25 protein-coding genes are annotated in these 23,171 nt (G+C 53.6%); 9 read left to right on the forward strand and 16 right to left on the reverse strand.

Features of this window, described 5'->3' with window-relative positions; translation table 11 throughout:
• Nucleotides 1-290: 290 nt before the first annotated feature.
• From P4S53_RS04460 to P4S53_RS04475, 4 genes are all read right to left on the reverse strand, one after another.
• Nucleotides 291-782: a methylated-DNA--[protein]-cysteine S-methyltransferase gene (locus P4S53_RS04460; RefSeq protein WP_337111573.1), complete on the reverse strand. Its 492-nt coding sequence runs from the start codon at nucleotides 780-782 to the stop codon at nucleotides 291-293.
• Nucleotides 779-2,185: a DNA-3-methyladenine glycosylase 2 family protein gene (locus tag P4S53_RS04465; RefSeq protein WP_337111574.1), complete on the reverse strand. Its 1,407-nt coding sequence runs from the start codon at nucleotides 2,183-2,185 to the stop codon at nucleotides 779-781. Before P4S53_RS04465 ends, P4S53_RS04460 begins: the two co-directional genes overlap by 4 nt.
• A gap of 131 nt (nucleotides 2,186-2,316) precedes the next feature.
• The gene (locus tag P4S53_RS04470) at nucleotides 2,317-2,631 is read right to left on the reverse strand and encodes a heavy metal-binding domain-containing protein (protein WP_337111575.1); all 315 of its coding nucleotides are present in this window, start codon (nucleotides 2,629-2,631) and stop codon (nucleotides 2,317-2,319) included.
• A gap of 113 nt (nucleotides 2,632-2,744) precedes the next feature.
• Nucleotides 2,745-3,446, reverse strand: a complete 702-nt coding sequence (locus P4S53_RS04475) for a dienelactone hydrolase family protein (protein WP_337112061.1) — start codon at nucleotides 3,444-3,446, stop codon at nucleotides 2,745-2,747.
• Between the two features lie 402 nt (nucleotides 3,447-3,848).
• Here P4S53_RS04475 and P4S53_RS04480 point away from each other — a divergent pair, with 402 nt between their 5' ends.
• The 6 genes from P4S53_RS04480 (at nucleotide 3,849) to P4S53_RS04500 (ending at nucleotide 8,920) form a co-directional block, all read left to right on the forward strand.
• Complete coding sequence (locus P4S53_RS04480; RefSeq protein WP_442958623.1) at nucleotides 3,849-4,268, forward strand: YegP family protein; 420 nt, start codon at nucleotides 3,849-3,851, stop codon at nucleotides 4,266-4,268.
• Between the two features lie 200 nt (nucleotides 4,269-4,468).
• Entirely contained in the window at nucleotides 4,469-5,236 is a 768-nt protein-coding gene (locus P4S53_RS04485) for a (Fe-S)-binding protein (protein ID WP_337111576.1), read from the forward strand.
• On the forward strand, nucleotides 5,229-5,591 hold the full coding sequence (locus P4S53_RS22580) for a hypothetical protein (RefSeq protein ID WP_442958624.1): 363 nt from the start codon (nucleotides 5,229-5,231) through the stop codon (nucleotides 5,589-5,591). The genes P4S53_RS04485 and P4S53_RS22580 overlap by 8 nt, the downstream gene beginning before the upstream one ends.
• Complete coding sequence (locus P4S53_RS04490) at nucleotides 5,563-6,675, forward strand: lactate utilization protein B (protein ID WP_442958625.1); 1,113 nt, start codon at nucleotides 5,563-5,565, stop codon at nucleotides 6,673-6,675. Before P4S53_RS22580 ends, P4S53_RS04490 begins: the two co-directional genes overlap by 29 nt.
• The gene (locus P4S53_RS04495; RefSeq protein ID WP_337111577.1) at nucleotides 6,672-7,334 is read left to right on the forward strand and encodes a LutC/YkgG family protein; all 663 of its coding nucleotides are present in this window, start codon (nucleotides 6,672-6,674) and stop codon (nucleotides 7,332-7,334) included. The genes P4S53_RS04490 and P4S53_RS04495 overlap by 4 nt, the downstream gene beginning before the upstream one ends.
• Nucleotides 7,335-7,954: 620 nt before the next feature.
• The gene (locus tag P4S53_RS04500; protein ID WP_337112062.1) at nucleotides 7,955-8,920 is read left to right on the forward strand and encodes a TDT family transporter; all 966 of its coding nucleotides are present in this window, start codon (nucleotides 7,955-7,957) and stop codon (nucleotides 8,918-8,920) included.
• A 43-nt stretch (nucleotides 8,921-8,963) separates the two neighbouring features.
• On the opposite strand, the gene P4S53_RS04505 is transcribed toward P4S53_RS04500, so the two are convergent.
• Complete coding sequence (locus P4S53_RS04505; protein WP_337111578.1) at nucleotides 8,964-10,148, reverse strand: MFS transporter; 1,185 nt, start codon at nucleotides 10,146-10,148, stop codon at nucleotides 8,964-8,966.
• Nucleotides 10,149-10,245: 97 nt separating this feature from the next.
• Between P4S53_RS04505 and P4S53_RS04510 the strand changes: the two genes are divergently transcribed.
• Complete coding sequence (locus tag P4S53_RS04510; RefSeq protein ID WP_337112063.1) at nucleotides 10,246-11,130, forward strand: LysR family transcriptional regulator; 885 nt, start codon at nucleotides 10,246-10,248, stop codon at nucleotides 11,128-11,130.
• Nucleotides 11,131-11,241: 111 nt separating this feature from the next.
• The gene (gene dkgB / locus P4S53_RS04515; protein ID WP_337111579.1) at nucleotides 11,242-12,048 is read left to right on the forward strand and encodes a 2,5-didehydrogluconate reductase DkgB; all 807 of its coding nucleotides are present in this window, start codon (nucleotides 11,242-11,244) and stop codon (nucleotides 12,046-12,048) included.
• Here dkgB and P4S53_RS04520 read toward each other — a convergent pair.
• Nucleotides 12,017-13,471 carry a sensor histidine kinase gene (locus P4S53_RS04520; protein WP_337111580.1) on the reverse strand — a complete coding sequence of 485 codons (1,455 nt, stop codon included), beginning with the start codon at nucleotides 13,469-13,471 and terminating at the stop codon, nucleotides 12,017-12,019. The two genes, dkgB and P4S53_RS04520, sit on opposite strands and share 32 nt — an antisense overlap.
• On the reverse strand, nucleotides 13,449-14,126 hold the full coding sequence (locus P4S53_RS04525; protein ID WP_337111581.1) for a response regulator transcription factor: 678 nt from the start codon (nucleotides 14,124-14,126) through the stop codon (nucleotides 13,449-13,451). Before P4S53_RS04525 ends, P4S53_RS04520 begins: the two co-directional genes overlap by 23 nt.
• A gap of 155 nt (nucleotides 14,127-14,281) precedes the next feature.
• Between P4S53_RS04525 and P4S53_RS04530 the strand changes: the two genes are divergently transcribed.
• Nucleotides 14,282-14,764: a GlcG/HbpS family heme-binding protein gene (locus tag P4S53_RS04530; protein ID WP_337111582.1), complete on the forward strand. Its 483-nt coding sequence runs from the start codon at nucleotides 14,282-14,284 to the stop codon at nucleotides 14,762-14,764.
• Nucleotides 14,765-14,868: 104 nt separating this feature from the next.
• On the opposite strand, the gene P4S53_RS04535 is transcribed toward P4S53_RS04530, so the two are convergent.
• From P4S53_RS04535 to P4S53_RS04575, 9 genes are all read right to left on the reverse strand, one after another.
• Entirely contained in the window at nucleotides 14,869-15,621 is a 753-nt protein-coding gene (locus P4S53_RS04535) for a carbonic anhydrase (RefSeq protein WP_337111583.1), read from the reverse strand.
• Between the two features lie 268 nt (nucleotides 15,622-15,889).
• A complete protein-coding gene (locus P4S53_RS04540; protein ID WP_337111584.1) occupies nucleotides 15,890-16,489 on the reverse strand; it encodes a pentapeptide repeat-containing protein in 600 nt (199 codons plus the stop codon).
• A gap of 20 nt (nucleotides 16,490-16,509) precedes the next feature.
• Nucleotides 16,510-16,938 carry a VOC family protein gene (locus P4S53_RS04545; RefSeq protein WP_337111585.1) on the reverse strand — a complete coding sequence of 143 codons (429 nt, stop codon included), beginning with the start codon at nucleotides 16,936-16,938 and terminating at the stop codon, nucleotides 16,510-16,512.
• Between the two features lie 109 nt (nucleotides 16,939-17,047).
• Entirely contained in the window at nucleotides 17,048-17,248 is a 201-nt protein-coding gene (locus tag P4S53_RS04550) for a hypothetical protein (protein WP_337111586.1), read from the reverse strand.
• Nucleotides 17,249-17,352: 104 nt separating this feature from the next.
• Complete coding sequence (locus P4S53_RS04555) at nucleotides 17,353-17,847, reverse strand: hypothetical protein (protein WP_337111587.1); 495 nt, start codon at nucleotides 17,845-17,847, stop codon at nucleotides 17,353-17,355.
• A 428-nt stretch (nucleotides 17,848-18,275) separates the two neighbouring features.
• A complete protein-coding gene (locus P4S53_RS04560) occupies nucleotides 18,276-19,379 on the reverse strand; it encodes an ABC transporter ATP-binding protein (RefSeq protein WP_337111588.1) in 1,104 nt (367 codons plus the stop codon).
• 5 nt (nucleotides 19,380-19,384) lie between these two features.
• Nucleotides 19,385-20,242 (reverse strand): carbohydrate ABC transporter permease, encoded by an 858-nt coding sequence (locus P4S53_RS04565; RefSeq protein ID WP_337111589.1) that lies wholly within the window; start codon nucleotides 20,240-20,242, stop codon nucleotides 19,385-19,387.
• Complete coding sequence (locus tag P4S53_RS04570; protein ID WP_046221032.1) at nucleotides 20,239-21,159, reverse strand: carbohydrate ABC transporter permease; 921 nt, start codon at nucleotides 21,157-21,159, stop codon at nucleotides 20,239-20,241. Before P4S53_RS04570 ends, P4S53_RS04565 begins: the two co-directional genes overlap by 4 nt.
• A 142-nt stretch (nucleotides 21,160-21,301) precedes the next feature.
• Nucleotides 21,302-22,522 carry an ABC transporter substrate-binding protein gene (locus P4S53_RS04575; protein WP_442958638.1) on the reverse strand — a complete coding sequence of 407 codons (1,221 nt, stop codon included), beginning with the start codon at nucleotides 22,520-22,522 and terminating at the stop codon, nucleotides 21,302-21,304.
• Between the last annotated feature and the right edge of the window lie 649 nt (nucleotides 22,523-23,171).

Consider the following 23,171-nt stretch of genomic DNA (forward strand, 5'->3'; position numbering starts at 1 on the left):
GTCGCTGTTAGAAATGAGAAAAGGTTTGCTGCTGTGGGCGGGTAAGGGAAATTGGTATCTGCCATACTGACGCTCGTCTTGATTGGATGCTGTTTAATCCAGGGATTCCAGCAATTTTCGCGCCAATAGCCAGCGCTTTATAAATCAGTATGTTACCGGATTGGCAAGACCAGGATTGCCAAGAAGTTGGAAAATTTTCTTGTTTTTTGAATCAGATATACAGTTTATTGATTAAACAGCCAGGCAAAGACAGCGAAAGGGGCACACACGGCCCCCATTTACATTGTAAATTACGCTTTGATGCTTAATCCTTCATGCTCAAGCAGCCAGCGTTTTTTATCCAGCCCGCCGGCATAGCCGGTCAGGGTGCCGGAGCGACCGATAATCCGGTGGCAAGGCACCACGATAGGGATTGGATTCTTCCCATTTGCAGCGCCCACGGCCCGGACAGCTTTCGGGCGGGCGATTTGCAGCGCGACATCTGAATAGGAACAGGTGACACCGAAAGGCACATCCGTAAGAGCCTGCCAGACCTCGCGTTGAAACGCGGTGCCCGGCATGGAAAGGGGTAAGTCAAAATGCTTACGCTGACCGGCGAAATACTCATTCAGTTGCTGCACGCCTAACTCGGTGACGGCGTTACTGATATCGTCAGGGGCGGGCTGAGCATCGAACTCAATGGTCGTGATGGCCTGATGATCGGCCACCACGGCCAGCCAGCCAATCGGCGTATCAATCCGTTGCCGGAATCGCTGGACAGCGCGCGTCGTGGTTGAGGTCATAACAAACTCCATAAATACAAAGTGAGATAACTGCGCCAGGGTGCGGCGGCCGTTTCATGAACCGGTTTTTCCAGCGCTGCCAGCGCTTTCTTTACCCCTAGATCACCGGAAAGAAAGATATCCGGATCGCTGTGGCCCCGCATGCGCATGTAATGGACCGTCCATGGACCAATCCCGGGCAGCGCCAGCAGTTCTTTCTCTGGCGCATCCATACCCAGCGGGTGTGTCTGGGCAAAACCGGCTAGATTTTTCAGGGTTTCCCTGCGTTTCTGTGGCATACCAAGCTGCTGTAAATCCATCTCAAGGACCTGGGCCGGCGTCGGAAAATACTTGAGATCCTCACCGCTGTCCGGATTCAGCGTGACCAGTTTTTCCACCAGATTCCGCGCCGCTTTCACCGATACCTGTTGCCCCAAGACCGCTCGAATACCGGCTTCAAACGGACTCCAGATACCGGGCAGGCGGATCCCGGCATCCGGTTCTGAAGCTGACGCAGATGGCGTTGCCAGGCGAATGGCGGTTGCGATACGTTCACTGTCCGCATCCAGGTCCAGACAGCGGCGAATGTTTCGAATTACAGGGATCAGACCGCTGAGATGATCAATCCGGATATCCACATCAAAACAGCATTTTTCAGGACAATGAGTCGCAGTAAAGTGTCCCTGATAATGTGTCGCCACATCCCCGGCACGTGTATAAAAAGTGCGGCCGTAGCTGTTTTCGGTTTGCCACTCCAGCCCGGGAATGAGGCGGGCGGCATAAAAGCCCTGCACCTGTCGCCAGTCATAAGGCGGCCGGTAGGCCAGTTGCAGGCGTATGCCCAGTCCCGCCTCTTGCTCAGCTTTACCCTGCTTGCGCAATTGGGAAGGTGACAACGAAAACTGCTTTTGAAAACAGTCGTTGAACCGGCGCACGCTGTGAAAGCCGCTGGCAAACGCCACTTCCGTGACGGGCAACCGGGTTTCATGCAGGAGTTTTTTTGCCATCAGGCATTGCTGATACAGGCTGTAAGCTTTGGGAGAAAGGCCAGTGGCCTGAGTGACCAGCTGACGCAGATAGCGGTCGGTTACGCCCAGGCGAGCCGCAAGGTGTTCGGTGGACTGAGACATCAGTGCCCCTTCATCCAGCAGTGACAAAGCACGCTGCACTGTGGCCCCGGTTCCCAGCCAGGCCGGGGAACCGGGAGCACTGTCCGGACGGCAGCGCAGGCAAGGACGATAGCCCGCCTGAGCCGCTTCAATGGCGGTGCGGAAATATTCCACATTCACTTCTTTCGGGGCAGGCGCCGGACAGACCGAACGGCAGTAAATACCGGTGGTTTTCACCGCAGTAAAAAACAACCCGTCATAACGGGGATCTTTGGCCAGTCTGGCCTGCTGACACTGGGTTGGCGATAAACTCATACACTCAGCCTGTTTGCGCAGACGCGATCATTTGCATCACGCTACTCTTCATCCATACGCTCAGTGTACGCCTCTGGCCGGGTAAAACTAGCCAGAATCGGAACTCAATAGGAAGGAACGGGAAAGCGGGTTCAGCTCAGCCTGACCGCGGTGCCATACACCAGAATTTCAGATGCGCCCTGCATGATCGTGCTGGTTGTAAAGCGCATATTCACAATGGCATCCGCTCCCATATGTTCCGCTTCAGCGATGGCTCTGTGCATGGCTTCTTCAGGGGCTTCCACCAGCATTTGCGTATAACCACGAATTTCCCCGCCAAAAATGGATTTGAAGCCCGCCATGATATCGCGGCCGACATGCTTGGATTGCACCACGCTGCCACTGACAGTCCCCAGCACTTCTTGAATGGGACGATGCGCCACATCCGGTGTTGTTACACATAACATAGAAAGCCCTCAATCGGTGGGACAGAAAGTTCTGTCCCATACTGTGATTATTTCAAAGAAATTAATTTTCAGAACAGTGCATTTTCAGAGAAATTCAATTTAAAAGCAATCAGTTACCGCTGTTCACTCAGGTATTCCAGAAATCGTTGCCAGGATTTTTTATCCGCATCTTCACGGTAACGATCCGAGCCGAAAACAGTGAAAGCATGCGGTGCCCCGCTGTAAACGATCATCTCATTTTCTATGCCTGCACCTTCAAGCGATTTGTTCAGGCTGACAAAATCCTCCATTGTCACGGCTGTGTCAGCCGCACCATGAAATACCAGGACATTGCCTTTCGTTTTGCTGTAATCCTGGCCTTCCGGTGTATCAAGGCCTCCGTGAAAAGTCACAAACCCTTTCATGTCAGCCCCGGAGCGGGCCAGCTCTAACACAGCGGTGCCACCAAAACAGTAACCCATTGCCACCGCGTCTGAAGTATTTCCGCCCATCTGTCTGGCTTGTGCAATCGCCCCTTCCATCAGGCTGCGCATCTTTTCGCGATCCTGATATAACTCGCCCGTCAGTTTCTTTTTGTCATCCACTTTCTCCGGGCGCACGCCAGCACCAAACAAGTCAGCCGCGAACACGGCATAACCTTTGTCTGCCAGCATCTGCGCCCGCTTGACTTCATAATCGGTCAGGCCATCCCAATCGTGGATCATCAGTACCAACGGCGCATCTTTGGCCGGCGAAATGTAGTAACCCTCGTACTCAGCGCCATCTACTTTATAACGCACTGCTTTGCCTTCTTCAGCACCCACAACCGGTGCCATCAGTGCACCTGCCAATATCGCTGCGGTTCCCAGCGCTGCCGTTATTTTCATGCGGTTATCCTCATCTTGTTGAAAAACGACTGATTACAAGTGTAGGACAAGTAGAAAAACCCGCGAATCGATACACTTAGAGAATCAGAAAGGCCAATATTGCGCTTAACCTCAATCCCCCTGACTCAACCGATGAAATTATCGCCAACAACGGCGCCCGTCATCCCCAAAGTTACCCACTGTTTTTGTGGATAAACTTTTTCTTCTTTCCAAAACAGTCGTTTAAAAAATGCAAATGCCTTTTACGTCAAAATGATGAATCTTTTTTTGCCGAAGAATGTACTGAAAAATATCGGCTTCACCGATCCAGAAGCAGTGCCACGCACAAGCCCTTTCAGCTGACCATTCGAAATGGCCCTGTTTACGACAAATATCACTCTTTTTTGTGAAAACAGGACTAATCTTTATCTAAATTCACGACACAACAAGGGGTTGGACATGGGCAGTTATGAGCTGAAAAAAGCAAAAAATGATCAGATTTATTTTGTGCTGAAGGCGGCGAATGGCGAGGTTATCCTCAAAAGTGAAATGTATACCACCAAGGCAGCGGCCAATAACGGGATCAAGTCTGTTCAGACCAATTCTCCCAATGCTGAGCAATACGAACTAAAAGAAGCCGCAAACGGTCAATTTCACTTCAATCTCAAGGCCAAGAACCACCAGGTGATTGGCAGTAGTGAAATGTACAAATCCAAGTCCGGTGCTGACAACGGTATTAAGTCGGTCCAGAAAAATGGGCCAACCGACAAGATCAAAGATCTCACTGTCTGAATCCCCCAAGACCTGAGACTTCACTCCGTCATCTCCATTGGCGGGTGCGAATGGAGATGACCCTTTCTGTGGCTTGGATACGACACTTTTTCAATTTTTCTCTATTTATCCGCCTTTTCTGCCGCTAGTATCAATTCAGTTACATTTCAATAACAATGGCATCTGACCCGCACGGGTGCTGACCGCTACGGAGACTCTGCATGAAAGTCCGCCGCCTTTATCCTGCGAAACCCAGGCATGTTTATCTCTATGTCACCTGTTTGGTGGATCTGTTTGATCCGCAGGCCGGTTTGGATGCAATTTCCCTGCTGGAACGCGAGGGCATCGCCGTCACTTTTGTTCCCGGGCAGACCTGTTGCGGCCAGCCCGCTTACAGCAGCGGCTACAATGACGAAGCACGTCAGGTTGCGCTCAGTCAGATGGCGTTGTTTCCGGAGCCCTGGCCAATTGTCATCTTATCCGGGTCGTGCGGGGGCATGATGCACCATCATTATTCGCGTCTGTTCAAAGACAGCGTACACGAGCAAACTGTGGCGGCCTTTGGTGAGCGCGTGTTTGAGCTGACGGAGTTTCTGGTCAATGTCTGCCGGGTGCAGTGGCAGGACGCAGGCGGGCCGACCGCCGTGGTGATGCACACCTCCTGCGCAGCGCGGCGTGAAATGCAGGTGCATGTGAGCGCCGGCCAGCTTCTCAGCCAGCTGAAGGCAGTTGAGGTTCGCGAACAGGCTTATGAAAGCGAGTGTTGTGGCTTTGGTGGCAGCTTTTCAGTGCACCACCCTGATATCAGCCAGGCGATGGTAGAAGACAAAACCCGCCAGCTGTGCGCGACCGCTGCCGACCATTTGATCAGCGCCGACTGGGGCTGTTTGCTCAATATCAACGGTGCTTTGTCGTACCAGGGGAAATCATTACAGGGCCGGCATCTGGCCAGCTTTTTGCTGGAGCGGACCGGAGGGCACCATGAGTAAGTATCAGCCCGAACAGTTTCACCAGCAGGCCGCTGATGCTTTAGCCGATCCTCAGCTGCGGCAGAATTTTCGTGGTGCGATGGACTACTTGCAAGACAAACGAAAAGCCGCCTTTGCCGATGCCAGAGAAGAAAACGCCATCCGCGACAAGGCTGAAGCCATCCGGCAGCGCTGCCTGCGTCAACTGCCAGAGTTACTTGAACAACTTGAAGCCAACTGCACTGCCAATGGTATCCAGGTGCACTGGGCTGAAAATGCTGAAGACGCCAACGCGCTGTTTCTCTCGATCGCGCAAAGCGTTCACCCCCTCAGATCAGCCGCTACTGATGATCAAAGGCAAATCCATGGTCAGTGAGGAAATTAACCTCAACCAGGAAATGGCCAGGCATGATATTCAGTGCCTCGAAAGCGACATGGGGGAATACATCATTCAGCTCGACGGCGACACTCCGTCGCATATCATCATGCCGGCGATCCATAAAAATAAGCAGCAGGTCAGTGATACCTTTGCCGCACATCTTGACGGCTTCACCCCGACCACGGATGTAGACGCCTTGATTCAGACCGGCCGCCAGCAACTGAGAGAAAAGTTTCGTACCGCGCCAATTGGCGTGTCCGGTGTCAACTTCGCGGTCGCCGAAACCGGTACCTTGTGTCTGGTTGAAAATGAAGGTAACGGCCGGATGTGTACCACAGTGCCTGATATCCACATCGCAGTGACCGGGATAGAAAAAGTGGTCCAGTTCCTCAGCGACGTGCCTCCCCTTTACAGCGCGCTGACCCGCTCGGCAACAGGCCAGGCTATCACCACTTACTTCAATATGATTTCCTCTCCCCGTAAGCCGGGAGAGCTGGACGGCCCGAAAGCCGTCCATCTGATCCTGCTCGATAATGGCCGGACACAGGCTTACCATGACAACGAAACCCGCCAGACCCTGCAATGCATCCGCTGCGGTGCCTGCATGAATCACTGTCCTGTGTATACCCGTATCGGCGGTCATGCTTACGGCACTGTCTATCCGGGCCCGATTGGCAAAATCATCTCACCGCACCTGCTCGGACTTGCGGCGACTCAGGATCTCGTGACAGCCTCCAGCCTATGCGGAGCCTGTGAGGAAGTGTGTCCGGTCCGAATCCCTATCCCTTCGCTGTTACAGCGTTTGCGCCATGATGCCAAGCAAGCAGAAGAGCCGGGACAGTCGCCTTTGCGCGGGCAGCAGAGTGCAGCCAGCAAAACCGAGCAGCTCATGATGAAAGGATTCGCACTGGCCGCCACCCACGCACCGCTGTACCACTCGGGCACCTGGCTGGCCGGTCAGATCAGAAACTGGTTACCCGCCAGGCTCGGCAGCTGGACTCAGTGCCGGACCACTCCCAAGCCGGCGGCGATGAGCTTTCATCACCTCATGAAAAAGAAACGAAAAGGACAGTCAAAATGAGCCAAGCCAGACAGGCCATCCTGGCCCGTTTACGTGCCGCAAATGTTCAGGCGAACCACGAACGTTCGCCTGATTCCGAACCTGTGTATACCCCCTGGCAGGCAACGGATGATGCAGAGCGTACCGCTCGCTTCTGCGAGCAGCTGACGAGCAATCATGCTGAAATTTATCGCTGCACTTCCGCCGGCTTAACCGAGCAACTCCGGCAGATTCTCGAGCAAGTGGGCGCTCGTAAAGTGGCCGCAGGTACAGCCGGCGATTATCGGGACAACATAGAAGCAGCGGCCGGGGCAATCTCCCTCGTGCCTTTTGATCAGCCAATCGAAGATTGGAAAGCCAGTCTGTTTGCTGACATGGATGCTGGCATCACGCATGTACATGCCGCAATTGCGGACACCGGAACACTGGTGCTGAGACCGGATGAAACAGAACCGAGAACCCTGTCTCTGGTGCCGCCCTGCCATATTGCCATCGTGAACCATTCAACCCTGACCGACAACTTTGCGACGCTGATGGACACCCAGCACTGGCAGCAGGGGCTGCCGACCAATGTCGTGCTGATTTCCGGCCCGTCCAAAACAGCCGATATCCAGCAAACCCTGGCCTATGGCGCTCACGGCCCGCGCCAACTCATAGTGGTTTTGCTTGAAGACAAGTGAAAACAGGCATTTGAGGGTCATTTCCACCCAGAACGCGCAAAAGAAAAGCCGCACATTGCGTGCGGCTTGTGTACTCTTTTACTACCTTCAGTCTACCTACTCAGCACACTGATGGCCTTACTTAACGCGGGCTTCGCCACTCATTACGTTGAGTATGCCGTACTCGATAATCGTCATTCATTTCAATCGAGCATAATGGTTATTTGGCGAAGAAGTATCAATTATCTTGTGTTGTTGCATTCCAAATTGTAACACTAAGTTTTCACCGTCTTAGTGCCTTGGTGCTTTAGCAGTTGCGTCCTCTGAAGCCGGAAACAACCAAGAAGCAGGAACATGAGAGTATCGAAGAACAGCTAAATCCTCCAGAAGCTAGAGCATGAAACCCTCTCACTTCACACGCTTCACTATTACTATGGGATCAAATCCTGTATTTCGCAACTTTTGCAGCGATGTTTAGGTAATTTTTCCTGACACCTATCTGCTTTTCACCGGCAGTCCAAATGACTGGCAAATCGCTCAGTAACCGTCAGCAATCAGCATCCTTTTTTCACTATATAGTGTAGAATCCTCCGCTTCACTTCAGGGTCAACACCCGCCAGCAGGACAGAGAAAGAGGAGAGATTGTGGCACTCGGCAAAGCATTTATTCAGGTCCCCACCGCCCAGGCAGCACTGGCATTAGCCATTACAGGCACCGGGCTTGCCTGGTCACTGTTTTATCCTGAATTCGGCATTCATGTCCGTTCTGTTTGCGCATTGATCGGCGCCTGCCTGCTCATTCCTGTGGTCATGAAATACCTGCTCAATCCCAAACTGTTTTTATCCGATTTACACCATCCGCTGTACGGCAGCCTGATGGCGCCGATGTCAATGACCATGCTGGTACTGGCCGATTACCTGGCAGGGGTTCACCCCGCCAGTGCCCGTATCCTGTGGTATCCGGCCCTGGTGTTGCACCTCACCATGATGGTTTTGTTCTTCAGCTTTCAGATCAATAATTTCCGTCTGATACACCTGTATCCGAGCTGGTTCCTTTATCCCGTTGGCGCGATCAGTGGTACGCTGGCAGGCTCTCAGCTGGGCTACGCTGAATTTTCCATCTTTATGACCAATGCCTGTGTCGCAATATACTTCTTTATGCTGCCTGTGGTGCTGTATCGCTTGTGTTTTGCTGGTCGTCTGCCCCGGACTGCTCGCCCGACACTGACCATCATGGCCGCCCCGGTGAATCTGTCGCTGACGGCATACCTGACAAATCTGGCCAGCCCCGACCCGATTCTGACCGGTGCGCTGGCGGGGATTGGCATTACGATGACAATCTTTGTCTACCTGTGTTATATCGACATCCTCAAATACAGGTTCCAGCCTTCCATGGCCGCGATTACTTTTCCTTCGGTGATCAGTGCGGTGGCCATGCACCGGCTGACCGAGTGGCTGCCGGATGATCACGCGCTGTCAAAATACCTCAATCTGACAGGGGTGATTGAAATCAGCGTGGCGACCCTGCTGGTGTGCTGGGTCGGCGCGAACTATGCACTCTATTACTGGAATTCCTATATCAGAGAGCCCTCCAGAGCCAGCCACTAAAACGCGAAGAGGCCCCTATACGGGGCCTTTTCTGATCTGGCTGTCAGACAGACGATGGTGCAACCGCCACTCTGGTGTGATCCAGCCTGCCGGAAATCCAGGTTAAGACAAACGCCAGCATCACAATCACAGCGCCAATCCAGGGTGCGTCGGTCAGCGACATTTGCTCCACCACCACACCGCCTATTAGCGAGCCCAGCGCAATCCCAACATTAAATGCGGCAATATTCAGCCCGGAAGCCACATCCACAGCCTGAGGGGTATAACGCTTGGCAAGCTGAACCACGTACACCTGCAAGCCCGGCACATTGCCAAAGGCAAAAGCGCCCCATACCAGCACAGTCAGAACCGCGAGCACAGGGCTGTGCGCGGTAAACGTGAATCCCCCTAACACCACAGCCAATGCAGCAAATATCCACAGCAAAGCAGTCACCGGCCCTTTGTTGTCGGCCAGTTTCCCGCCCCAGATATTGCCTGCCGCCACCGATACGCCATAGATCAGCAAAATCACACTGATCGCCCCTTCCGCCAGGCCGGTCACCTGCTGAAGAATAGGAGCCAGATAAGTAAACGCCACAAAGGTGCCGCCGTAACCAACAGCTGTCATGGCATACACCAGTAACAGACGCGGATTCACTAAAACCGCCAGTTGCTGTTTCAGCCTGGCCGGTGGTGATTGTTTCAGGTTCGCCGGTACCAGCAAGGCACTGCCGATCAGAGCAATCAGACCCAGCAAAGCCACAATCAGGAAAGTGGCCCGCCAGCCAAACAGCTGACCAATCCAGGTCCCCAGCGGCACGCCCGTCACCAGTGCCACGGTCAGTCCGGTAAACATGGTCGCAATCGCGCTGGCTTCTTTTTCCTTGCTGACCAGGCTGGTTGCTATGGTGGATCCGATGGAGAAGAACACGCCATGAGCCAGCCCGGTCAGGATGCGCGCCGCAATCAGCGATTCATAGCCGGGGGCCCGCCAGGCCATCAGGTTTCCCGCGATAAAAAGCGTCATCAGGGATAACAGGACGATTTTACGCGGCCAGCGGCCGGTCAGCGCCGTTAATACCGGTGCGCCAATCGCGACACCAAAAGCATACAAACTCACCAGCAACCCCGCTGAGGGCAGGCTGACATGTAAATCCTGCGCGATGGTGGGCACCAGCCCAACGATCACGAATTCTGTGGTTCCGATGGCAAAAGCGCTCAGCGTGAGCGCCCATAAGGCGAAAGGCATAAACTTATCTCCGTCTCAAAAGGTTGACGGCGAGTATGCCCGGGCTTATTTTTGTTAAAAATACCGTAAACCACAAATGACTTTATCAATTATGACAATAATATCGCGTACTGAAGAGCTGGAGATTTTCCTTGCCGTGGTGGACAGCGGCGGGTTTTCTGCGGCTGCCAGCCAGTTGGATCTCCAGGTGGCGAAAGTTTCCAGAGCCATCGCCCGACTGGAAGCCGAACTGGGGGTCAGCCTGCTGAACCGCACCACCCGACGGGTAGAGCTGACCGAAGAAGGACGCTTTTTTGCGCAGCATACCCGCAACGGACTCAGTCAGATTGCAGAGGCCGAGGAAAAGTTGCAGGGACTGAGCGGTCGTCCGGCGGGCCGTCTGAGGGTCGATTCAGCCAGCCCGTTTATTCTGCATCAGCTCGTGCCGCACATTGCCGACTTCCGGGCGCAGTATCCCGACATTGAGATTGAGCTGATCTCCAGCGAAAGCATTATTGATTTGATCGAAAAGCGTACTGATCTGGCAATCCGGATTGGCGAATTGAAAGACTCCAATCTTCATGCCAAGTTCCTCGGTCGCAGTGCACTGCGGATCGTGGCCAGCCCTGACTACCTCGCGGCATTCGGCACACCACAAACCGCCGCCGATCTGGCGCAGCACCAGTGCATCGGCTTTGCCGGACAACCCAATCTGAACAAGTGGCCACTTATCTCAGGGCCGGCTACACCGCTGATGTCACTGCAAGCCAGCAGCGGCGAAACGGTGCGCCAGCTGTGCCTGGAAGGCAACGGACTGGCGCTGTTGTCCAATTTCATGGTGTGCCGGGATCTGGCAGCCGGCCGCTTGATGGCGGTGATGGATGAGGCGATCGCCAGCCCGAATAACCGCGAGCCGGTGCAGGCGGTCTATTACAAAAACTCCGCCCTGTCGCCGCGCATCAGGGCATTTCTGGATTTTATTGCAGAAAAACTGTGTCTCTAGCGGAGATTATTGCAAAAGGTGAAACAGTCTTTTGTCCAATGTGGTCTTTTTCCTGTGGCTGAGAAGCCTAAGCTAAGCGGCACAAACTCACAAAACCACAGGAAATACACAATGAATCATCCCCTGCCACATCTGGGCTTCGGCACCTTCCGGCTGGAAGGCCAAACCGCCTTCGACGCTGTGACGATGGCACTGAACGCCGGTTACCGGCACATAGATACAGCGCAGATTTACGGCAATGAGCAAGCGGTTGGCGATGCAATCCAGGCTGCCGGGGTTGCCAGAGCAGCGCTGTTCCTGACCACCAAAGTCTGGACCGACAATTTACACCGCGATGCCTTCATTCCCAGTGTCAAAGCCAGCCTGGCAAAACTCGGCACTGACTATGTTGACTTGCTGCTGGTGCACTGGCCGCTGAACCACAATACAGTAACCATGGAAGATTACCTGTCGTCGCTGAAAAAGGCGCAGGATATGGGCCTGACCCGCCACATCGGCATCTCGAATTTTACCGGCGCTCAAACCGAACAGGCCGTCAGCATTCTGGGCGAAGGGGCACTGCTGACCAACCAGTTTGAAGTTCATCCGTATCTTCAGAACCACAAAGTGGTGGCGAAATGCCGCGAAATGGGGTTGATCGTGACCGGTTATATGCCATTCGCATACGGCGCTGTGCTGAAGGATCCTGTGATTCAGGCCATTGCTGAAAAACACAGTGCCACCGCAGCACAAGTGGTGCTGGCATGGATGCGTCAACAGGGATATGTCACCATCCCTTCGTCCACCCGGCAGGCCAATATTGACAATAATCTGAAAGCGGATTCACTTGAGCTGGACGCCACCGATCTTACCGATATCGCGGCTTTGGATCGCGGTCACCGGGTGGCTAATCCGGATTTTGCACCTGAGTGGGACTGATATCCCCCTCTGTCGTTTTGGGCAGCCGGACGGTAAACCGGCTGCCTTTGCCTGCTTCTGAGTCCAGATCGACCGATCCCTGCAATGTCTTGACCATCGCGGCGACAAACGGCAGACCCAGACCGTAGCCGGGCTGGTGACGACTGGCTTCAACCCGGTACAGACGTCTGAATATCAGCGCGTGATGGGCCTTTGCAATCCCAATCCCCTGATCGCTGACACTGAACCATACCCTGCCATTCTCTTCACCGCACAGCAGAGTAATTTCACCGCCAGGCTGACTGTATTTCAAACTGTTATCCAGCAAGTTCACAACGATTTGTGTCAGACGTTTGGCATCGGACTGCAGCATCACCGGCTGCAGGGCCGATGTATTGAAAGACAGCCCCGCCTCATCGGCGACTTCCTCATACCAGGCGGCCACTTCGGCCAGCAATGATGCCAGATTGACCGGTGCCAGCTGGCAGGGATGACGGCCAGCCTGCTCATCATGAATCCGCATCAGGGTGGTGAGCATCTGGCTGGCTTTCTGGGCTGATTCAGCACAGTCGGACAAGGCGGCCGCCAGTTTGTATTGTGATTGCTCACTCTCATTGTCTGACCTGTTTTCACTGAGTGCCGCTTCTGTGGTCAGTATGATCCGGGACAGCGGTGTTCTGACATCATGGGCGATCGCATCCACGGTATTATCCATGCCGCGGATAGCCTCCTTCAGGCGGTTCAGCACCTGCTGCACACTCCGGCTGAGTTGCCCGAACTGCCCTTTGGCTTCAGGGGGCGGCAGATCCGTGTCCAGTATGGCATCCAAAGAGCCGCTGCTGATCTGATCCACGCTTTTGGCCAGATTATGTAAAGGTAAGAGTGTGCGGCTCAGTAACTGCCAGACCACCAGTGACATCACAGTGACCATGACTGCCAGTGCCACAATCAGCCAGCTGCCTTGTCTGAACAGCTGACTGCGCCGCGGGCTGCCATCCATCACCAGCCAGTAGCGGGTCGGTTTGCCGCTGAGCTCCAACGTCAGATAGGGCGCATCACTGAAGAGGTGATACCACAAACGATCCGGCAACCGATAAGCCGACGGGGCATCAGGCAAGGTGGCAGGCGCTGCACCGCTGACCCATTCAAGCTCACCCGTAATCGTCTCTTTTGACACACTGACGGCGTTTTCAATCAGCCGGTTGGGATTGCTGACCACTACGTGCTCGAACTTTGCGTCCGACTCAAACGTGAGGATGCGCTGGTATTCCTGCCCGTACGATTCAAGCAATTTCCTTTCCTGATCATCCAGCTGATATGTCAGCACCAGCGCCATCACAGTCACGATCAGCAAAAAACAGCAAAACAGCGTCAGCAAAAAACGGCGAAACAATGCGCGCTGTGCACAACGTGTGGCCTGTTCAGCCCTGATGTCTGAGGACATAACCCACTCCGCGAATCGTATGCAGCAGCGGCGTCGCATAACCTCTATCGATTTTTCCGCGCAGGCGGCAGACCAGCACATCCACCACATTGGTTTGCGGGTCGAACTGAAATCCCCACACCTGCTCCAGAATCACGGTTTTTGATAACACCCGCCCCGGCTGAGTCATCAGCAATTTCAGCAGCGCAAATTCTCTGGGTTTTAGCACAATCTGTTCGCCGTCCCGCCGGGCTTCGCGAGACAATAAATCCAGCGTCAGCCCCTGATAACGAAGGACCTCTGTCCCTGACGCAGCAGGCTGGCGTCTGAGCAAGGTCTGACAACGGGCTGCCAGCTCGGCAAACGCGAACGGTTTGACCAGATAGTCATCGGCGCCGGACTGTAATCCCAGCACCCGTTCATCCACAGAATGGCGGGCACTGAGTATCAGTACCGGAGTACGATGCCCTTCGCCACGCAGTTGCCGCAAAACCGTCATGCCATCCGTCACCGGCAGCATTAAATCGAGAATGATCAGATCAAAACTTTCCTGGCTGGCGAGCTGATACCCCAGTTTGCCATCGGCACAGACTGTGACCTGAAAATTCAGCTCTTCCAGCCCTTGCCGAACAAACTCACGAATAGAGGTGTCATCTTCTATCACTAAGATATGCATACTTATCCCTGACCACGTCCGTGTGAACCCAAACGCCGATAGTACCATGGCAGCACATGGCCAGAAGATTACAAACTGGTAATCTTCTGGCAAGTCTGTGGCAATCCAGATCCGGTAAAGTCACGTCATTCCCCCATCCCATCAAAGGAAATGACATGAAAAACCTGACCCCGCTTTACCTGGCATGCGCTGTATTCGGCACTTCTGCTTCGGCTGCAACGACCCTGGCCGAGACCCAGCTTTCGTCCGGCACGGCGTTTGAACTCGCACAAGCCGCTGTCGCGCAATGCGCCAAAGACAACTATGCCGTGACCGCCACTGTGGTTGATCGCTCCGGCCGGGTACTGGCCCAACTGCGCCAGAACAACGCCGGCCCGCACACCCTGGACAGCTCGCGCAAAAAAGCCTTCACTGCGGTCAGCATGAAGCAACCCACGGCGAATCTGATGAATCTGGTGAATGACAAGCCGCTGATGGCGCCGCTGAAAGACATGGATGACAATTTACTCTTCCTGGCCGGCGGTCTGCCCGTCAGTGTGGATAATCAGGTCGTCGCAGCCATTGGCGTCGGTGGTGCGCCGGGTGGTCATCTGGATGTGGCCTGCGCCGACGCGGCGATCAAAGCGGTACTCAAATAATCACAGCAACAAACCCTACCGATAACGATTGACCTCTGACAATAACCGGTTCATCTGGCCGGTTATTGTCACTGTTATCCGTAACCCGCCCCTGAATGATGCGCTTATGACGCGACCACCACGCGGCCATTCAGCGGCTGCACAGGCCGGTTATTGCTGTGCTTGATGATTTTCATCAGATCGCTGATTTGCTTCTCCGATAATGTCTGAGGCGATTTCATCACCAACCAGCGTACCCCTTCCGAGCAGGGCGGCGTGGTCAGCGAGCCGCTGAAGCGATAATAATCCTGTGCCTGCGGCAGTATCTGACTGGCATCGACCGGCTGTTGCAACGTCGCCGTTTCCCCGGCTTTGGTCGGAATGTGCGGCCAGATCGAAGCCAGAGCCTGATTGGCTTTACCTTCTTTGAACATCACTGCAATCACGGCCAGGCTGCCGTTTTTATCGGCATGGACAAAGTGGCCTTCCAGCGGAAAAGACTCACCCTGGATCAGATTTTCACTGGGAGTGTGAAAGTGAAACTGTTTCAGTTCAAACGGCTCGCCATCAAGCGTGATATAGCTGCCGGGCTGATAATTGACCTGCACACTGTGGCCATCATTCACCACACTGGCACCAGCAGGCCGGTAATGGAGTGCAAGCGGGGCTAACTCTCCTTCAACCGCCGCGGTTAAATTGATCGGAGACTGATTTTTCCCTGTCGCGCAGACCTTAAATTCAGGATCCAGCGTCGACCAGTGCTCAGGGCCATGAGGCCCGCTGTAACGCCAGTGAGGCTTATCAGCGGCGAGCGCCAAACCGGCCTGACATGCTGCAGCAATCAGGCATGACATCGTTAAAATCGAGTGCTTTTTCATTTTCTCTCCAGACTTTGATCAAAAACCTAAACTCAGGCAATGAGCCGGGATCGGCAAGCCAGTGTTGACCACCCAAGATCCCGTCCCGTTTTGTGGCGGTTTATGATAGAAGCGAAGAAAAAACGCCATTGTCATCAAAACGTCATCATGCATCCATTCTCATATGCAGCTCGATAAACCAAGTTGCAATAAGCGCTTTTACATGAAAGTTTGAAGTGCTGATCTCATTTCACCCACTGACTTGATTGCAGTGGTTCATTGCGCCGGGTTAGTCCACCAGCTCAATGCCCAGGCTTTCCAGCAGATGGAGCGCTTCAAAGCGGGAGAATTTGGCCCCTTCGACCTGATTGTCGAGCACATGGATGTTGTAATGAGTGGATTCGGTAAAATCGACCCGGCGCAGGTCTGAACGCATAAACAGGCTGTGGGTAAAATCGCAGTAGGTCATGACTGAGTCTTTAAAATCCCCTTCTCTGAAGTCGACATCGTGCAGTTTGCAATCGTCCAGCTTGAGCTCGTTCAATGTCAGGCCGAAAAAAGACGCGTCATTGAGAATACATTTCCGGAACCGCAATTCATGATCAATATTAAATGAAGGCCAGTTGGCCTGCGTCCAGTCGACTCCCACCAGTTTACAGTCGAGAAAATGCACGTCGAAAAAGCGTGTGTGCGGGACCTTGAGTAAACTCAGGTTACATTGATGAAACTGGCAATTGATGAACTTGCAGTTTTTGAAGACGGCTTCGGTAAGGTTACAGTCGTTGAATTCGCAGTCTTCAAATTCAACGCCGGCAAACTCAGCAAAAGAAAGCGACAGCTTCTCAAAGGTTTCATTGTAGTACTGCTCTTCATTTTCAATGTGTTTCACGGGTACATCCTTGGTGATTGTTATCGGTCTTCATCTGGCAGAAAATGCGGATTCCACACCACTTCCCACACATGCTGGTCCGGATCCTGAAAATAGCCGGCGTAACCGCCCCAGAAAGTCTCCTGCGCGGCTTTGATCACAGTGGCCCCGGCAGATTCTGCCTGTTGCATGACACTGTCGACCTCTGCTTTCGAACCGACATTGTGCCCCAGCGTCAACCCGGTGGGTGCTGGGCCTGACTGAGGCAAGCCGGTATCCTGCGCGATACTGCTGCGTGGCCAGAGCGCCAGCCTGAGCCCCGACTGCAAATCAAAAAAGGCCACCGCACCGTGCTCAAATTCCTGGCCGATAATGCTGTCTGTGTGTAGCCCCAGGCCATCCCGGTAAAAGCTGACCGCTTGTTCCAGATCATCCACACCGAGTGTCAGAACACTGATTCTGGGTTTCATCCTGTCTGCTCCTTATTTGGTCTATGTTTAACTACCGAGATTTTATACAAAAAAGCCGCAGATAGCGGCCAAGTAATATTTTACTGAGATTATTTTTGCATCACATGAATCAAAGTAGCGCCGCAGGGATCAATGGATGGTCACCTTCATACTTCAGACCATACCGCCGGGCCAGTTTGATCATGCACACAGCCTCCAGGCTGGCATAGGCAAACGCCAAATCACGGTTTTCACCTCTCGACTCAGTCTCATAGTCTTTCAGGAACAGCTTGAGCGCTTCGTCAAATGTCTCCTGCTGGCGCTGCAGCACTGACCAGAGCGTCAGGTTAATCGTATAGGTCCTTCTTCGCCAGCCTGCGCCCTTAATCGGATGACTCTTGCTATGGTCCAGCGCTGTCTTGAGAATCGACGCACTTAAGCTGTCCTCCCCCGAGATAGCATCACCTGCAGAGCCCTGATAGTCTGCACCATTTCCATAAGCTCCTGATCTTTTTCATAACGTTCAGCAAGTTGAACGAAAGGAATCAACTCGGCGTTGATTTCATCATTGTCGAGTGCCGCCATGGCCAGGAGAAGACTGTTCGTCTGAGGAATACCGATCGTGCCGCTTTTCTCAGGCGGTACAGCCTGGTCTCGATACTCACAGGCCTCGTCATAGGCCATCCTGTAAGGGAGTGCAAGGTACCGGATGGATTCTGTCAGCGCCTCTTTCGCTTGCGGCCGATCGCCAAGCATGGCGTGACCGAGGGCCATATCGCGATAATACAGGCCCCTAGCCCGAAAAAACCTTTCCAATGTCAGATTATGTTTCTCGCGAAACCCTTCCTTGAGGCGCCGTTTCTGGCTCTCGATGTCATCGTGTGCGTCGTCTATCCATTCTTGGATTTGTTCCGCTGTCGGCTGCTTCATAAATTAACCCACTAAAATAGTTTGCTGATCACTGATTTGGCTTCAGCAAATCCCTCAATCTTAAATTCATCCAACGTGTGAAGAATATTACCATCTACATCCTGCTCGTATACGCGGACTTTCCCCGTAGAAACATCTGTGTTTACAAGGATATGACGTTTTTCAGGCAGCATGACTCAAATCACAGTAAGAATATGAATCGTGCAGAAGCCGTAAAGTGTAAACTCTCAAGCGCCCGAAATTTGAATAAGCTCCTATGCGACACATTTTCCCGACAACCATGATGTCTAACGTAAACAAGAGCCTTGTATCTCTGGACTATTTCATTGTGTTATGCTGCGTTTCTCTGCACTGATATCAAACAAAAAAGCCCGCTCCGGCGCAGACCGGAGCGGGCAAAACAGCTCATGTGAGCCTTCCCCAAAAAATCAGATGATGCGTTGCTGGGATTGCGCGTCGAAAAACACCGCTTTCGACAAATCGATATGGAATGGCATGGTTTCGCCCACTTTAGCCTCATAGTCCGGTGAAATACGGCACGCCACTTCCTGGCCGTTCATGGTGACCATGGCAATGGTGTCCGGGCCTGTCGGTTCCAGCACATCCACCGTCAGCGGCAGCGTGGTACAGCCGTCGCCTTCCACCAGTTGTTCTGTGATGTTTTCCGGGCGCAGGCCAATGACAATCGACTGACCATCGCGTTCACGCAGCGCGGCGGGCAGCGCAAGCAGGTGCGGCTTTCCTGCGACAGTCACGCTGGCAACCGGCTTGTCCTCACCATCGAGATCCACTTTGGCCTGAATAAAATTCATGGACGGGGAGCCCATAAAACCGGCGACAAACATGTTGTTCGGCTGGTTGTAGATTTCTTTGGGTGTGCCCAGCTGCTGCAGTTCGCCGTCTTTCATCACCGCGATGCGGTCGGCCAGCGTCATGGCTTCTATCTGATCGTGCGTCACATACACGATGGTGGTGCCCAGCTGCTGGTGCAGACGTTTGATCTGGGTGCGCATTTCAACCCGCAGCTTGGCATCTAAGTTCGACAACGGCTCATCGAACAGATACAACTTCGGCTGACGCGCCAGTGCCCGTCCCATGGCGACACGCTGACGCTGGCCGCCTGACAGCTGCGCCGGTTTGCGATCCAGCAGGTGATCGATTTGCAGCATGGCGGCAACGCGATCCACTTCCTGCGCGATTTTGGCTTTATCCATCTTGCGGATTTTCAGACCAAAGGCGATGTTGTCCCGTACTGTCATGTTGGGATACAGCGCATACGACTGAAACACCATGGCGATATCGCGGTCTTTCGGTTCCACCTGAGCGACATCGACACCATCAATCAGAATTTCCCCGGAGGTGATATCTTCCAGCCCGGCGATGGTATTCATCAGAGTGGATTTACCACAGCCGGAAGGGCCGACCAGGATCAGGAATTCACCGGAATCAATGCTGATATCAATCCCCTTCAGGGTCTCAATCTCGGCGTTGCGGTAGGTTTTACGAATCTGTTTTAACGCGAGTGTAGCCATGCTTGTTATCCTTTCACTGATCCCGCGGTCAGACCGCGAACAAAATACTTCCCTGCCAGCACGTACACCAGAAGCGTTGGCAATGCGGCAATAATGGCGGCGGCCATATCGACGTTGTACTCTTTCACCCCGGTGCTGGTATTAACCAGGTTATTGAGCGCCACCGTGATCGGCTGGGTTTCCGCCCCGGAATACACCACGCCGAAAAGGAAATCATTCCAGATGGCGGTGAACTGCCAGATCACGGTTACCATGAAAATCGGGGTCGACAGCGGCAGCAGAATCCGGAAGAAAATGGTAAAGAACCCCGCCCCATCCAGCTTGGCCGCTTTGACCAGCTCATCGGGCACGCCGACGTAAAAATTACGGAAAAACAGTGTGGTAAATGCCAGACCGTAAATCACGTGCACCGTCACCAGACCGGCTGTGGTATTGGCCAGTCCCAGTTTGCCCAGCAAGGCTGCCATGGGTAACAAAATGACCTGAAACGGGATGAAGCAACCGAACAGCAGCAAGCTGAAAAACAGCTGAGAGCCGCGAAAACGCCACTTGCTGATCACATAGCCGTTAAAGGCACCCAGCAGAGTAGAAATCGCCACCGCCGGGATCACCATCTGGAAGGAATTCCAGAAATAACCTTTGATCCCGTCACAGCTCACCCCGGTACAGGCACCGGACCAGGCTTTATTCCAGGCATAGCCCACCCACTCCTGCGGCAGGGACATCAGGTTACCGCTTTTGATATCGGGCAGAGTTTTGAATGAGGTAATCACCATCACAAACAGCGGCATCAGGTACACGACACAGAAAAAGAGCAGCCCGCTGTAAATCGCCATCCGGCCCAGAGTGAGATGCTTATTCATGATTTCTTCTCCCGCAATTCTGAGTAGAGATAAGGCACCAGAATGGCCAGCACGCCCGCCAGCATCATGATGGCGCTGGCCGCACCCAGCCCCACCTGTCCACGGGTAAAGGAATGCGCGTACATAAAGAGCGCAGGCAAATCGGAGGAATAACCCGGACCGCCCGCGGTGAGCGCGGTGACCAGATCGAAGCTCTTAATCGCAATGTGCGAGGTGATGATCACGGCACTGAAAAAGACCGGACGCAGGCACGGCAGGACAATTTTCCAGTAAATCGCCGGCATGCTGGCCCCGTCGATCTGGGCCGCTTTGATGATGGAAGAATCAATCCCGCGCAGGCCTGCCAGGAACATGGCCATCACAAAACCCGACGACTGCCACACCGCGGCGATCACCAGGGTGTACACCGACATGTCCTGATCCACCAGCCAGTTGAATTCAAAGCCGGTAAATCCCCAGTCGTGCATCAGTTTTTCGATCCCCAGGCCGGGGTTGAGAATCCACTTCCAGGCCGTGCCGGTCACAATGAAAGACAGCGCCATGGGATAGAGATAAATGGTCCGGATTGCGCCTTCCTGGCGGATATTCTGATCCAGCAAAATCGCCAGACCGACCCCCAGTACAATCGCAATCAGCATAAACATCAGGCCAAAAATGCCAAGATTGGTCACCGAGGTGATCCAACGGTCGTTGTCCATCAGCTTCTCGTATTGCATCAGCCCGGCAAAATTAAAGCTGGGCAGAAAGCGCGAATTGGTCAGCGACAGATAAAAGGTCCAAAACATAAAGCCATAAATACACACCACAGTGACCAGCATGGTCGGGGCCAGCACGATTTTCGGCAGCCACTTCTGTAATCTGTCCGCCAGGCTGGGCCGGGCCGCTTTCTGTTTGGTGAGCGACAAGGTTTGCTCCATAGTGCGTCCTTGATTCTGGTTTCGTCTCAATATTACCTCTCAGGCACACGCGTGCCCGGGCATGAATCGTCGGATTCATTCGCCGCAGAGGTAAATAAAGCGTGGGTGAATCGGCGGACTGAACTTCAGCCCGCCGACAGGGTTACATGGCTGCTTTGACTGCACGAGCCAGCTGTTGCGCGGCTTGTTTCGGATCGGCAGATGTATCGTTGAAGAAGTTGGTCACCACATCATAGACCGCACCCTGCACATAGCTGGTCGTGGCCAGGCCGTGGGCCATACTCGGGACCAGATCGCCTGTTTGCGCCGAGGCCTTGAAGGTGGCCATTGAATCCAGCGCACACTTGTCGAACTTGTCCATGTTCATGTCCAGACGCACCGGGATCGACCCTTTATTGAGGTTAAACACTTCCTGGAAGTCTTTATTCAAAATGGTTTTGGCCAGATGCTTCTGGGCCTCTTCGTTGTCTTTGTTGCTCAGTTTGAAGAAGGCAAAGCTGTCGATATTGAAAGTAAACTGGTTCGCTGTGCCCGGCGCTGGCGCGCAGATGTAATCTTTACCCGGCTGTTTTCCGGCCGCGGCAAATTCACCTTTCGCCCAGTCACCCATGATCTGCATGGCAGCCTCGCCATTGATCACCATAGAGGTGGCGATATTCCAGTCACGGCCCGGCGAGTTCTCGTCGATGTAGTCATGCATCCGCTGGAAGGTCGCGAAGGTTTCGACCATTTTCGGACCGGACAGCACGTCCATATCCAGGTCAACAAACGCCTTGTTGTAGTCCTGCGAGCCTAAGATATCCAGTGCAACCGCTTCAAACAGGGTCGCGTCCTGCCAGGGCTGACCCCCATGCGCCAGAGGCACAAAACCTGCAGCTTTAATCTTCTCGGCCGCGGCAAAAAACTCGTCCATGTTTGCAGGCACTGTCGCACCGGCTTTCTTGAACACTTCAGGGTTGGCCCACAGCCAGTTCACACGGTGTACGTTCACCGGCACGGCCACGTAGTCACCTTTATACTTCATGACTTTGGTCACTACCGCTGGCAGCACCTTGTCCCATTGACCGGCTTCTGCCACATCATCCAGCGAGGTCAGAAAGCCCAGATCGCCCCACTCCTGAATATCGTGACCTTTAATTTGCGCCGCAGAAGGCGGATTGCCCGAGACCGCACGGGTTTTCAGGACGGTCATCGCACTCTCACCGCCGCCACCGGCCACGGCGAAGTCTTTCCAGCTATCGCCCTGCTTTTCCAGCATTTGCTTAAGCACAGCGGCCGATTTGGCCTCACCGCCCGATGTCCACCAGTGCAGCACTTCCACTTCACCGGCATTGGCGACAGAACTGGCTGCCGCGAATGTCATAGCGATCAGCGATTTTTTCAGAGTAAAGGTACCTTGCTTTGTCATTATTATGCTCTTCCTTGTTTATCAGGGATATGACCGGCGTGTAGGGTACAGAGCGCCGGTTGTTTAGAGTCTACCCAAGCAAGGAAATGGCACTGTAACAAAAGGAAACCCGAACGTAACACACACGTAACATTTGGGTGTGTTTGATTATTTATCAGGGAGTTAGGGTGTTAAATAGATGCTAAAAAGTGTGATGTCAGTAAAGGGGATTGCCCTGTTCAGGGCTGGCAGGTATTCATACAGCGAGTGCGATTTTTAAGGCTGGGTGAGTATGTCGCGCTTGAGATCGGTGGTTCTTTTGGCATTGTGTGATGCGCGCCAGACACTCTTTGTTGGGCCAAAGAGTGCCCAGAAAAGCCCTTTTGATTCTCTGGTGTGGCCCGGGACGGTTGTAGGCGCTCCCGGCGCCGACAACCTAAAAATTCGTCCTGAATTTTTCCCTGGGGAAGTGGATTACGTCAATGTGGCGCAGACGATAAACAAGTGATTTCAGGTAAAGCTGAAAGTATGTCGCGCTTGGGTCTGGTGTATCTCTTGGCATGGTGTGACGCGCGCCAGACACTCTTTGTGGGGCCAAAGAGTGCCCAGAAAAGCCCTTTTGGTT

Origin of the sequence: Photobacterium sp. Hal280, from assembly GCF_037162255.1 — a bacterium.
GTDB lineage: Bacteria > Pseudomonadota > Gammaproteobacteria > Enterobacterales > Vibrionaceae > Photobacterium.

Excerpts from the sequence above, each read along its gene's own strand:
- P4S53_RS04460 (WP_337111573.1), bottom strand. The coding sequence starts at position 782 with ATGACCTCAACCACGACGCGCGCTGTCCAGCGATTCCGGCAACGGATT.
- P4S53_RS04465 (WP_337111574.1), bottom strand. The coding sequence starts at position 2,185 with ATGAGTTTATCGCCAACCCAGTGTCAGCAGGCCAGACTGGCCAAAGAT.
- P4S53_RS04470 (WP_337111575.1), bottom strand. The coding sequence starts at position 2,631 with ATGTTATGTGTAACAACACCGGATGTGGCGCATCGTCCCATTCAAGAA.
- P4S53_RS04475 (WP_337112061.1), bottom strand. The coding sequence starts at position 3,446 with ATGGCACCGGTTGTGGGTGCTGAAGAAGGCAAAGCAGTGCGTTATAAA.
- P4S53_RS04480 (WP_442958623.1), top strand. The coding sequence starts at position 3,849 with ATGGCCCTGTTTACGACAAATATCACTCTTTTTTGTGAAAACAGGACT.
- P4S53_RS04485 (WP_337111576.1), top strand. The coding sequence starts at position 4,469 with ATGAAAGTCCGCCGCCTTTATCCTGCGAAACCCAGGCATGTTTATCTC.
- P4S53_RS22580 (WP_442958624.1), top strand. The coding sequence starts at position 5,229 with ATGAGTAAGTATCAGCCCGAACAGTTTCACCAGCAGGCCGCTGATGCT.
- P4S53_RS04490 (WP_442958625.1), top strand. The coding sequence starts at position 5,563 with ATGATCAAAGGCAAATCCATGGTCAGTGAGGAAATTAACCTCAACCAG.
- P4S53_RS04495 (WP_337111577.1), top strand. The coding sequence starts at position 6,672 with ATGAGCCAAGCCAGACAGGCCATCCTGGCCCGTTTACGTGCCGCAAAT.
- P4S53_RS04505 (WP_337111578.1), bottom strand. The coding sequence starts at position 10,148 with ATGCCTTTCGCCTTATGGGCGCTCACGCTGAGCGCTTTTGCCATCGGA.
- dkgB (WP_337111579.1), top strand. The coding sequence starts at position 11,242 with ATGAATCATCCCCTGCCACATCTGGGCTTCGGCACCTTCCGGCTGGAA.
- P4S53_RS04520 (WP_337111580.1), bottom strand. The coding sequence starts at position 13,471 with ATGTCCTCAGACATCAGGGCTGAACAGGCCACACGTTGTGCACAGCGC.
- P4S53_RS04525 (WP_337111581.1), bottom strand. The coding sequence starts at position 14,126 with ATGCATATCTTAGTGATAGAAGATGACACCTCTATTCGTGAGTTTGTT.
- P4S53_RS04530 (WP_337111582.1), top strand. The coding sequence starts at position 14,282 with ATGAAAAACCTGACCCCGCTTTACCTGGCATGCGCTGTATTCGGCACT.
- P4S53_RS04535 (WP_337111583.1), bottom strand. The coding sequence starts at position 15,621 with ATGAAAAAGCACTCGATTTTAACGATGTCATGCCTGATTGCTGCAGCA.
- P4S53_RS04545 (WP_337111585.1), bottom strand. The coding sequence starts at position 16,938 with ATGAAACCCAGAATCAGTGTTCTGACACTCGGTGTGGATGATCTGGAA.
- P4S53_RS04555 (WP_337111587.1), bottom strand. The coding sequence starts at position 17,847 with ATGAAGCAGCCGACAGCGGAACAAATCCAAGAATGGATAGACGACGCA.
- P4S53_RS04560 (WP_337111588.1), bottom strand. The coding sequence starts at position 19,379 with ATGGCTACACTCGCGTTAAAACAGATTCGTAAAACCTACCGCAACGCC.
- P4S53_RS04565 (WP_337111589.1), bottom strand. The coding sequence starts at position 20,242 with ATGAATAAGCATCTCACTCTGGGCCGGATGGCGATTTACAGCGGGCTG.
- P4S53_RS04570 (WP_046221032.1), bottom strand. The coding sequence starts at position 21,159 with ATGGAGCAAACCTTGTCGCTCACCAAACAGAAAGCGGCCCGGCCCAGC.
- P4S53_RS04575 (WP_442958638.1), bottom strand. The coding sequence starts at position 22,522 with ATGACATTCGCGGCAGCCAGTTCTGTCGCCAATGCCGGTGAAGTGGAA.